This is a genomic window from Leptotrichia massiliensis, assembly GCF_900104625.1.
Lineage (GTDB): Bacteria > Fusobacteriota > Fusobacteriia > Fusobacteriales > Leptotrichiaceae > Leptotrichia > Leptotrichia massiliensis.
The window spans coordinates 425,889-438,401 of record NZ_FNVZ01000005.1 but is presented as its reverse complement, the minus strand read 5'-3'; the positions used below and the strand labels follow the sequence as shown (position 1 = coordinate 438,401).

The 12,513-nt window shown below is 29.4% G+C and carries 8 protein-coding genes; all 8 read right to left on the bottom strand.

Annotated features, from left to right (window positions below):
• Nucleotides 1–10 precede the first annotated feature (10 nt).
• Nucleotides 11–1,255 carry a serine hydroxymethyltransferase gene (gene glyA, locus BQ5344_RS05950; protein WP_071124558.1) on the bottom strand — a complete coding sequence of 415 codons (1,245 nt, stop codon included), beginning with the start codon at nt 1,253–1,255 and terminating at the stop codon, nt 11–13.
• Nucleotides 1,256–1,314: 59 nt separating this feature from the next.
• Nucleotides 1,315–2,295: an MlaA family lipoprotein gene (locus BQ5344_RS05945; RefSeq protein ID WP_071124557.1), complete on the bottom strand. Its 981-nt coding sequence runs from the start codon at nt 2,293–2,295 to the stop codon at nt 1,315–1,317.
• Nucleotides 2,296–2,297: 2 nt separating this feature from the next.
• Nucleotides 2,298–3,599: an alpha/beta hydrolase gene (locus tag BQ5344_RS05940; protein ID WP_071124556.1), complete on the bottom strand. Its 1,302-nt coding sequence runs from the start codon at nt 3,597–3,599 to the stop codon at nt 2,298–2,300.
• Nucleotides 3,600–3,802: 203 nt separating this feature from the next.
• Nucleotides 3,803–7,432, bottom strand: a complete 3,630-nt coding sequence (gene smc / locus BQ5344_RS05935; RefSeq protein ID WP_071124555.1) for a chromosome segregation protein SMC — start codon at nt 7,430–7,432, stop codon at nt 3,803–3,805.
• A gap of 151 nt (nt 7,433–7,583) precedes the next feature.
• Entirely contained in the window at nt 7,584–8,231 is a 648-nt protein-coding gene (locus tag BQ5344_RS05930; RefSeq protein WP_071124554.1) for a hypothetical protein, read from the bottom strand.
• A 52-nt stretch (nt 8,232–8,283) separates the two neighbouring features.
• A complete protein-coding gene (locus tag BQ5344_RS05925; RefSeq protein WP_071124553.1) occupies nt 8,284–9,567 on the bottom strand; it encodes an exopolysaccharide biosynthesis polyprenyl glycosylphosphotransferase in 1,284 nt (427 codons plus the stop codon).
• 135 nt (nt 9,568–9,702) lie between these two features.
• The gene (locus BQ5344_RS05920; protein ID WP_071124552.1) at nt 9,703–11,358 is read right to left on the bottom strand and encodes an AAA family ATPase; all 1,656 of its coding nucleotides are present in this window, start codon (nt 11,356–11,358) and stop codon (nt 9,703–9,705) included.
• Nucleotides 11,339–12,466, bottom strand: coding sequence for an acyltransferase (locus tag BQ5344_RS05915; protein WP_071124551.1), 1,128 nt, complete (start codon nt 12,464–12,466; stop codon nt 11,339–11,341). Before BQ5344_RS05915 ends, BQ5344_RS05920 begins: the two co-directional genes overlap by 20 nt.
• Between the last annotated feature and the right edge of the window lie 47 nt (nt 12,467–12,513).

Genomic DNA, 12,513 nt, shown 5'->3' with positions numbered 1-12,513 from the left:
ATTTTCCATTTTATTTATTTTTATAAAGTGGAAATTTTTCTGTTAACTTTAAAACTTGCTCTTTTACTTGAGTAATTTTTTCACTGTCATTTATATTTTCTAAAACAGTCAATATAAATTGTGCTACCTGTTTTGTTTCCTCTTCCTTAAATCCACGAGCTGTAATTGCAGGTGTTCCCAGTCTTATTCCACTTGTAACAAATGGTTTTTCAGGATCATTTGGAATAGCATTTTTATTACAAGTTATTCCAGCCTCTTCTAATTTTGCTTCGGCTAATTTTCCTGTAACTCCCATTGGACGTAAATCAACAAGCATTAAATGGTTGTCAGTACCGCCACTTACAATTCTAAGTCCACCTTTTACTAATTCTTCTGACAGAATTTTTGCATTTTTTGCCACTTGTTCCTGATATTTTTTGTATTCTGGGCTAAGTGCCTCTTTAAATGCAACTGCTTTTGCAGCAATTATATGAACCAATGGTCCTCCTTGTATTCCAGGGAATATTGTTTTATCAATTTTTTTTGCAATTTCTTCGTTATTTGTCAAAATTATTCCACCACGAGGTCCTCTTAAAGTTTTATGAGTTGTTGAAGTTACTACATCTGCATATTCTATTGGATTTGGATGAAGTCCAGCAGCTACGAGTCCAGCGATATGAGCCATATCTACCATCAAATACGCACCAATTTCATCAGCAATTTCTCTAAATTTTTTAAAATCAATTATTCTTGAATAAGCACTTGCTCCTGCAACTATCATTTTAGGTTTTTCTCTTAATGCAATTTCTCTGACTGCTTCATAATCAATCAGTTCTGTTTCAGGATTTAGACCATATTCCAATCCAATGTAATTTTTTCCTGAAAAATTGATTTTATAACCATGTGTCAAATGTCCACCTGCACTAAGGCTCATTCCCAAAATTTTATCTCCAGCTTCAAGCAGTGCAACATAAACTCCCATATTTGCTTGAGATCCCGAATGTGGCTGCACGTTTGCATATTTTGCCCCAAATATTTTTTTCAATCTTTCAATTGCAAGGCTTTCTACAACATCAGCATTTGCACATCCACCGTAATATCTCTTTTCAGGGTAACCTTCTGCATATTTATTTGTAAATACAGAACCTGCGGCCTCCATCACAGCCTTTGAAACAAAATTTTCAGAAGCAATCAGCTCAATTCCTTCCTCCTGTCTTTTTTCCTCTTCCACAATTGCATTGTACACTTCTAAATCCACATCTTTTATGTGACTCATATCAATTTCCTCCTATATTTTCACGAAAATAATTTTTTAGTAGAACAATTTTAAACTTTTTATTTCACAACTTGTATTTTTCTGTAATTATGATAAAGAGCTCTCACTAAATCATATTCAAACGGAGAATTCAAATCCCCATATCTCATACTAAGCATAGAACGTGCATTCAGTCCTGTTACAACTGGTCTTGTAAATCCATAAACTGTTTTATCAAAAACTCCCGTATCAAAAAACAGTTTTTCTTCAGCTACACCTCTTACTGCACCTTCTGTTACCGTGTCTATTCCTGTTCCAATTGCATCTCTTATATTACTTGGTCCAAACATTGGCAATACTAGATAAGAACCTGTTCCAACCCCATAATGTCCTAATGTGTCTCCCATTGTTTCAGGATCTCTTTTCATTCCCATATTTTTAGCAACATCCGCTACCCCTAGTATTCCTACTGTTGAATTTACAACAAATCTTCCAAGTGCATTTACTGCTTTTCCAGGTTTTAGCTGTAACAGTGAATTTACAAATGTTGGTATTTCACTAAAATTGTTATAGAAATTTGAAATTCCCTTTCTTATTGGTTTTGGAACAACTGCTGCATAAACACGTGAAGCTGGATAAAGTACTTTTCTATCAAGCTGTGTATTAAAAGCGTACATTCTCCGATTAAATGGCTCTAATGAGTCATTTATACCTGTTAACTGGAATACTTGACTTGAAGCAATGTAATCTTCATCCAATTCTTCCAAATTTGCCGCCAATATTCCATAACCATCTTGCTCAAAAGCAATGTATTTATTTTTATCAACTTTATTTTTTTTCGTTTTTATATTCGTTTGTGAAACCAAATCAATATTTTTATCAGGCGTTTCTGCTATTTTTCCATCAACGAATTCTACAAAAAGGTCATCATTTACTTCCTTTTCATTTTCTTCGATAAACATTATTGTATTTTCATTCTTAATTTCCAACATTTTAGAATGTCCAATTGTTGCAACAATCAAAATTGTTCCAAACATTAATAATTTATTTTTTTGTGCCATTTCTAATTTTCCTCCAATTTATCTACCATTAAATTTGCCACATCTTTATGCCATAAAACACCTGTATGTCCACCAAACGGTATCAGAACTTTATTTGAAAATGTATTTTCTATATAATCTAAATCCTGACTCGAATACAGTACATCATTTGTAGATGTTATAAATATAATATTTTTATTATTTCTATTTATAAAATCTTGACTATGTTTTAAATCAAATTCTTCTACAAATTCATTAAAATCAAGATTAGGATTTCTATTTTTCTTCAAATATGGATACAAAATTTCTTTTGCATATTCATCAAATGCAACAGACAAACCTTCTCTAAATTCTTTTGAAACAGAATCAAAACGTTTGTAAGATTTTTTATCTGAAAGTCTACCAGTTGCGTTTCTACCGCTGAACACTTCTCCAGCAAAAGTCATATTAGCTGAATAAAATCGAAATAATAGCCCTGTCAATACTTCAAAATCTTTTTCTCCAAGTCCTAATTTTCCTAATGAAGTAGTTAAGTTTGAAAATTCTATATCTTTTATTTTTATTGTGTCATCATACATAAGTCTGCTAAATATTGTATCCATATATTTTTCCAAACTTCTAGCATCGTAAATTCCATTTTTCACCAAAAAATTGTCTAAATTCTGTGTTGCAGTTAAAATACTAATTGGTGAATTTAATAATAATGATTTGTTAATTCCAATTCTTCTATTATTTTTTTCATCAAGTTCATGAAGTAAAAGTGACTGAAAACCACCTAAACTGTAACCGCCGATATAAGTTTTATCAATTTTCATTCCATCGCCTTTTTCTTTTGAAATAGCCTGACTTATCAAAGAATACATTTGTGTCGTTTCATCTTTTATATACCCTGCATATGTATTTTTACTTTGACTTACAATATAAGGCATTGTTGTTGGTGAGCTAAATGCAATTACATTGTATCCCTTGTCATAAAAAACATTTGCTAAATAAAGTGACATTCCACTGTTATAAAGTGAACCTGTTCCTGAAATTATAATCATAAGTGGTGCTTTTTTACCTTTTTGAGTCCATACACCATACTCATAATCCTTCCATTGTCTTAATATTTCAGGAATCTTTTTGGTTGTCGTAAATTTTCTAACTTTTGGACCCTTTGGGTTTTTAAATTTGTACTGCTGATCAGCAGGTGTTCCAAGAACTGTTGCCGCTATTGCACTATCTTTATATGGATAATCACTCGCTATCTGTGAAATATCTACATCAGCAAAACCTATAACTGATAACAAAAATATTGCTACTAAACCTAATAATTTTTTTAACATTTTCTCAATTATGTGAAAATCTTTTTACACATATCTCCTTTCAAGTTTTAATCGTACTTTATATAACTAAATTTCTTTAATATAAAAAAAATTAAATGTTTTTTAATTTGAAATTCAGCTTTAAAGTAATTTTTATATATTATAAATTTTACCTATATTCTATCAAAAATATCAAAAAATTTCCAGTAAAAAAGTTTATTAAATTACACGTCCACCGAAACAATTTTAGTTTCCCCAATTTCCTTATTCATCGTAACCCCATAAAGTCTATGAGAACCCTTCATTGTTTCCTTATTATGAGTAATTAATATAAACTGCGATTTGTCAATAAACTGATGCAGAAGCTCTACAATTTTTTTTGTATTTTTTTCATCCAGTGCCGCCTCAATTTCATCAAAGAAAGTAAATGGACTCGGCTTAAACATAAAGATTGCCATTATAAAGGATACTGCAAGCATTGATTTTTCCCCACCTGAAAGTAAAAGTAAAGTCTGTTCCGGCTTATTTTTATATTTTACACTAAGTTCCAAGCCAGTTGTAAGCAAGTTTTCAGGATCTGTCATTTTAATCAGCCCTTTTGCTCCATTTAAAATAGTTTCACACATATACTGAAAATTTTTATTTATTTGTTCATAAGCTATAAAAAATTTACTTGTAACTTCCTCTTCAATTTCCTGAATAAACCCAAGCAATGCTTCTCGGCTTTCGAGTAAATCTTTTTTCTGTGCGGCAATATTCTGATACCGCTCATTTTCATGCTCAAATTCTTCAATTGAGCCAAGATTCACTACTCCAATGTCAGTTCTGCTTCTCTCATTTACTGCCAGTTTTTTCTTTGTCGCCATCAGCTCATTCTCATCAGCAATTTCAAAATATTCCTCGTTTTCAAGAATTTCTTCATTTTCCAGTTCCTTAAATTCAGCCAGCTGAAACTCGAGCTCACTTTCGTTTCGTGTTATTTTTTCAATGATTTTTTCATAGTCATTTTTATGTTTTAACATATTTACTTCAATATCTTTGATTTCACTAATAAATTTTCGCTCTTTTTCTTCAATTTCATGAATATATTTTTCAATTTTTTGAATTTCGCCTAAAATATTCTTATTTAATTTCTCATTTTCAGAAATTTCATCTTTTTTATGAGAAATTTTTACAGATAATTCCTTTCCTAACATTTCCCTTTTCTTTTCAAATTCAGCCAGTTCTGCTTTCTCATTCAAAAGCTTCTTATAATCAGACTCAATTTCTGCAAAACGATTTTTATTATTATCTGTTCTAACTTTCAAAATTTCATAATCTCTGTCGGCAGCATTCAGTTTCTGAATAAATTCATCAATATTTTCAAAATTTTTCAAATCTTGATTCAAATTTTCAATTTTAAGATTATTTTCTTCAATATTTTTTTCGATTTTTTGAATTAACTCAAGATTTTCCTTTATTTTAGTTTCTTTTTCCAAAATAAATTTCTCATTTTCAGAAATTTCATAGTTCAAAGTATTAATTTCCCGCTGTTTTCGACTAAATTTAATATTAAAATCATCGTAGTTTTCATTAAACACCTGATATTCATTTTTAAAATTCTCAAATAATTTTTCTATTTCTGTCCTTTCTGACTCAACTTTTTCAGCTTCCAAAACAATTTTAGACAGTTTATTCTCAAGTTCACCAAAATTATTTCGATTTTTCTCAAGTTCACTTTCCAGATGTTTCAATTCCTTTTTTCTCTCGAAAATTTCATCCTTACCCCTAAACGAATGCCCTCCCGTCATTCTCCCGCGAGAAGTGATAATATCCCCTTCAAGCGTAACAATTCTGTCATTAAATCCTTTTTTCAAAAGCTGTGTTCCAACTTCCAGATTTTCCACAACAACTGAATTTCCATACACAAACTGAATAACTTTTTCTATATTTTTATTTACAAATTTTTTATCAATTTTCACAATATTCCTTGCAAAATCAATAATTCCATTTTTTCCTTTTGTGCTTGAAATTATATTTTGAATTTCCTCTTCTGACATTTTATTTTTAAAGTCGCTTTGCCACGAAACATCATCAATTGTAGGCAGGAAATCATTCATTTTAGAAACACGAATATTTTCAATCGGCAAAAATGAAGCTCTTCCCAGCTTTCTTTCCTTCAAGATTCCAATACACTTTTTCCCAATTTCACTGTCTTTTACGACAATATCCTGAAACATTCCACCAGATAAAGTTTGTACCGCTTCCTCAAATCCCACTGGAACATCAATCAAATTAACAAAAGCACCAATTACTCCATCAATTTTTTCATTCAGAATATGCTTTATGCTTCGATTAAAAGTTTCATTTTTCTCAATAGCATCTGAAATCGCCTTTTGTTTAACCTCAAAATTCTGAAGTTTGTAACTAATCTCATTTTTCTGTTTATTAATTCCAGAATATTCCTTTCTAAGTTCCTCTGTTTTTTCATTGAGTTTCTGAATTTTCAGCTCTTTTTCAAGTTTCTGCTTCTCATTTTCTGATTTTTGTATTTCAAAAGTCTGTTTTTCTTCATTTATTTTGTTAAACTCGGATTCTACAATATTTTTCTCAGCGATATGCCTTTTATTTTCAGTTTTCGCAGCCAAAACTCTTTTTTCCAAATCCTCATTTTCTCCAGCGACTTTTATTTTATCCACTTCAAAATTAGAGTTCTTTTGTGCCCGTTCTCTCAGTTCAAGTGTTATTTTATCACTTTTCTGCTTCAATTCTCCAACTTTTGCTTCCCACTCAGCCTTTTCCTTTTCTTTTTCAATCAAATCCTTTGTTATAAGCTCAAGCTCATTTCTAGACTTATTTAAAATCTCTTCTTTTTCAGCAATATCCTTTTCCAAAATATCTTTTCTCTTAGCTTTTTCATTGGCTTCCGTTTCCAAATTGGAATTTTGATTCACTAGCTTTGAATGCTCATCTTTTAAAGTTTCCAAATTTTTAAAGTTTTCGCTATTTTCATTTTTTTGACTTTCCAGATTTTTGTACAATTCTTCCCGAATTTCATTAGTTCTTTGGAGTTCCGCCTGTTTTTCTGAAAAATTCTTTTCACTTTTTTCTAATTCTTTCTGTATTTCCTGACTTTTTTCCTCATACTCATATTTTAGCGAACTTTTTTCATTGACATTGTATTCCAGTACCATAAACCTTTGAACATCAATCTTTTTTGTATATTCCTTAAACAGCCTGGCCTTAGCCTGTTCATCCTTCAAATAGTCAACTCGTAGCTTTAATTCCTTTTCTACATAATCAATTTTTTCAATTTCATTTTTCAAATCCTGCAACTTTTTCTCAGAATCTTCTTTTTCAGTTTTAGCCCTTTTGACTCCAGCCGCCTCTTCAATAATCTCCTTTAACTCCTTTGGAGAAGAGCCAATAATTCTCTCTACACGCCCTTGCCCAATTATCGAGTAAGCCTGCTTTCCAATCCCAGTATCCATAAATAGATTATGAATGTCTTTAAGCCTAGATTTCTTGTTATTTATTAGATACTCGTTTTCTCCAGTCTTAAAAATCCTTCGAGTAATCTTAACTTCTGAAAAATCTACATCCAGATATCTATCCCCGTTATCAATAATAAGACTGACTTCCGCCATAGACTTTGGCTTCTTATTCTTCCCGCCAGAAAAAATAATATCCGAACTCTCTTTCGCCCGTATGTTCTTATAACTCTGCTCTCCCAAAACCCACAAAATAGCATCCAGAATATTACTCTTTCCACTCCCGTTAGGCCCAACAATGGAAGTAATCCCATTATCAAACTCCACAACAGTCCTATTCGCAAATGATTTAAACCCTGTCAGCTCCAATGCTTTTAAGTACATCTTTTCTCTCCTAATTTTTTTAACAACTCTTTTTTATAATATAACTTTACTATGCTTTACTATCCCAATTTGTATTCTTCCCTAAAACTTTTTTCAAATCCTTCTACAATGATTTTTTACTCCAATATTCATATCGTTTCCTTTTAAAATTTTATTTTATATATCTGCAACTTTCCTTCAAACGTAATTTTTCATTTTCAGTTTCAATTATCATTTGGTAATAAAAAGGTTCGATACTTTGATAATTTACATCCATTTTCAAATCCCCTTCTAAATTCCAGTCTGAATCTTTAAAAAATTCCTTAAATAATTTTTTATTTAAATATTTTCCACGAAAATATCCTTCATTTGGACTATGATCTGATATAATTCCTGTACTCACTTCTTCTGTTGTTTTTAATTCCTCATATTTTATCACACTAGTCTGAAAATAAGGTTTAAAGTCTGTTATTTCTTTTCCTGTCTTGGAATCATAATACTTTTCATTTTTATATATAACTTCTTTTGTAATCTCATCTTTATTATTAATTGATTTAGAATATTGACCAGTCCATATATTTTCTCCTGTTTTTCTTAAATTCATTGATTCATAATATTCATCCTTCCCTTTGCTATACGCTTTGGAAAATTCATAATAATCACTACAAAAAGTATTTATCGTTTTATTTTTATCACTATACTGAGACACTATAAATTTTTTTGTTTTTTCAGAAGTTTTATAATCACGAAATAGTATCACATATAATAATACAAATAAAACCACTAAAATTGATAAAATTATTAAAATAAATTTTTTCATTTCTGTCCTCCATTAATAAATTTCATTACCTTCTCTCAAAAATCCAAAATTATTATCTCCCTTTTCCAAAAATTACAATCGTAACTGTCTTTAACAATATCTTCACATCAAACAAAATATCGTGATTTTTTATATAATACAAGTCATACTGCAATTTTCTGTAAGCATCTTCAATACTCGCTCCATACGGATACATAACTTGTGCCCAGCCAGTAAGCCCTGGTTTTACAGTATGTCTTAAATTGTAGTACATAATTTCCTTTTCCAGCTGTTTTATAAAAAATTCTCTTTCTGGACGTGGTCCTACAAAGCTCATTTCTCCACGCAGCACATTCCATAGTTGTGGCAATTCGTCAATTCTTGTAAGACGCATAAATTTTCCAAATTTTGTGACACGGTTGTCGTTTTTTGTAGCCCATTTTGGTCCATCTTTTTCAGCATCAGTTGTCATTGAACGAAATTTTACTATTTTAAATGGCTTATTTCCTTCCCCAATTCTTTCCTGTATAAAGAATATCGGTCCTTTTGATTCCAGTTTTATTATTATTGCAGCAACAATCATAATTGGAATTACACAAACTCCGATTAAAAGTGCGAAAATTATATCAAGAATACGTTTTGCCTTCAAATTAAAACTGTTGTAGTAAATTTCAAATCCTGTATTTTCCAAAAACCATTTTGGACTCAAGTTTGAAACTGGCAATTTATTTTCGTATATTTCATAAAATTCCAGATAGTTATAATACTGTATTCCTCCAAGTTTATACTGCAAAAGTTTATCTACAAGCTTTGTATCATATAAAAGATTGCTTGTAAAATCGACAATTATATCAACTTTTTTATTTTCACATAAATTCAATAATTTTTCTGTTAAAGTATCCATAGTCTTTTCTTCTTTTAAAAAGTCTGATAATTTATACTGACGATCTTTCTTTATGCTTTCGAGTAAATCCTGTGTATATCCATTTTGTCCAACAAAAACGATTTTTTGCTTTTCGGCTAGCCCAATCATTATAATATAACGATAAATAATTTGAAACATCGTAATCAGCCCAAACAGAATTATCGCCTCATTCAGAATGAAAATACGTAAAAATGTCGTAATCATAACAAGAATAAAGTTAATTCCAATAATAATCACAATATCCCGTAATTTATATCTTCCTGCCATATTGTAAATATTCGCCACATAATAAATTATCATTGAAAAAACAATCACAATAACATTTGTAAATCCAAGTCCCCGATTTACAAGTAATAGTCCTATAAAATACATTAAAATAGTCAATATCCCAAACAAATAGGAATAATTTTTTTTCATCCCGCTTACTGCCATTCTAAATTACACTTCCTTTTTTATTTTTCTTCTTTAAAATTAAATGTTCATAACTTATAATTCCATTTTTACAATATACATTCAGCAACTTAACACTATTGTTTTATTCTTGCTGAATAATAGTTAATTATAATTTTACTTCATTATTTCATATTTCATTTTAATTTTTTTTCTATAAAACGCGAGCCCAACGCAGACAATTCTGCCTGTTCCTCTATTTCTTAATTCCACATCGTACTCTTTCTCTTTTATCTGTTCAAACCCAGCTTTTGCATAATTTTCCAGCTCATCTTCATTATTTACAGCTTTAAATTCAAATATATACGCTGGATTTATTTTATTTTTAGGCTCTAAAACCAAATCTTCCCTTCCATAGCCACTTTCTCTTTCCGACAACCTAATGTAATCGTTTTCCAATATTATAAATATCCCAATTAAAAATATTTTGTAATACTTTTCATCTTTTTCCGTGTCAAAATAACTAAGTGAGGAAAGTATCTCGTCTTGAAGCCCTTTTGCAAACTCTTCTATTTTTCCATTTTTTAAATTCTCTACAATATTTGAAAACTGTGTATAATTTCCAACAAATCTATCTATAAAAATTTTTCTAAAAAAAGTCTGTATTTCTTTATTTGGAAGCCTTAATGGATAGAGTTCCCCCTTTTTCTCACCATCAGTTGTCAAATATCCGCTGTACAAAAACAATTCCCATATATCACTTGCATTAAATGCATATTCCATATATTCATTTATTGCCTTATAAACTATTTTCCCAACAAAAAGTTTTTCCAGGTCTTCTATTACTTTTTTATCTGCTTTTCCTAACAAATCATATATTGTCTTGTTTCCTGAAACGCCTATCCAATAGGGATGTAATTTTTTTTCATCCAAAAAGTTAATAATCGACCAAGGATTATAAATTTCAGTTTCTCCAAACTGATAACCGTCATACCACTCCCTTACATCTTCCATCTCATATTCCAGCCCATAATATTTCACAGCCTCAATAACTTCATTTTCGGTAAGTCCATAATACTCTGAATATTTTTCACTAAAGATATTATTTACTTTCAAATTATTTAATCCTGAAAAAATTCCTTCTTTTGCAATTCTCAATATTCCAGTCATAATTCCAAACTGTAAATATTCATTATCTTTCATTGCATCTCCATAAAACTTCTTAAAAAAAGAAATTGCCTGTTTATAGTATCCCTCCTGATAAGCCTGAATTATCGGCGTATCATATTCATCTATCAGCACAACAGCTTTTTTCCCATAATATTCATACAAATATTTTGTCAACGCTTTCAATGAGCCTTTCCAATTTGAATTTTCATTATTAAAACAAATATCGTTAAAATCCATCAAATCAAATTCATCCAATTTTTTTCTTATATACTTAAATTCTATATAAATATTTCTTATTAAATCTCTTATCTGACTCAGACATTTTTCCCAGCTAACTTCTTCCATATTCCTAAAACTTATATATATAACAGGATATTGCCCCTGCTCCTGCATCTGTTCACTTTCAGAAATATTTAATCCGTTAAATAATTTTCGGTTTTCTTCTTTATTTTCTATATCAAAAAAATATTTAATCATTGACATATTAAGGGTTTTTCCAAATCTTCTTGGACGTGTGAATAAGTTTACTTTTGCCCTGTAATGTAAAATATCCTCTATTAACTTTGTTTTATCAATATAATAATAATTATTTTCTACAATTTCCTTAAAATCAGACACCCCTATTGGCAATGGCTTTCTATTTCTAGTCTTTTTTTCTGCCATATTTCTCCCTCCTTTTATTTATTCCAGCTAAAAAATTATATACTCTATTTAATATTTTGCTTGTAAAAAACGATAGCAAAAATACTATTAAAAACGTAATAGTTATATATAAAAAATAATTCATTCTGGACTTTAATATTCTTTCGCAAAAAAATAAAAAAATCGGATGAATTAAATAAATATCATAAGTTTTCGTTGATACAGACTTTATAATTCCTTTTACTTTGCCTAAAACTTTTTCTCCATCAAAAATATTTACAATGAAATCATAAAGAAAAACTGTGGCTGTAAATACACTAACTGAGTGATAATCGTAAAAATAGTCAAAAAATTTTCCACTTGATTTTGTAAATATGTATGTTAAAAAGACCGTTAGTGACACTGCTATTAAAAAACCTGTATATTTTTTCCATTTTTTCATATTCAAAGGCTTTTCTGTAAGTAAATAGCCAATTAAGAAGTAACCGACATATTGCCCAGCTGGAGAATATATTTTTATATTTTTCTTAAAAATAACATTTAGAAATGGTACTAAAATCATAAATATTATCCACACAAAAACTAAATAATTAATACTTTTTCTATCAATTTTTTCTACAACTTTTCGTAAAAACGGGGTTATCAAATAAAGCGACAATATCATATAAATATACCACAAATGATAGTAAATTTTCCCTTGAAAAAAGTTTGAAAAAAAATTATTATAACTTTCTTTCTGGAAAAAAATCGAAATTATAGTCTTATAAGTTGATTTTCTAAAAAAAACTGAAAATAATTCATTATCTTTAACATCTTTAAAAATTATTGTAAATATAAAAAAAATAACAGAATATACAAAAAACTTAGGAAGAATTTTTGCAAATCTTTTTTTAAAAAATATTTTCACATCCTCATCTTTTCTCAACAGAAAAAAACCACTAACCATAACAAATATCGGCACACACATTCTGCTAAATGAATCTGTAATATTTGCCATCATCCATCTGTTTCCAGATATTTTACCATAATTATATAGCTCGCTTGCAACAATATGAATAAATAAAACCATACTAATCGCAATACATTTTAAAATATCAAAATTAAAGAATCTGTCTTTACTTTTAACCATTTATAAATCTCCAAATTTATCAATTTCCCTCAATAAAAATATAACTA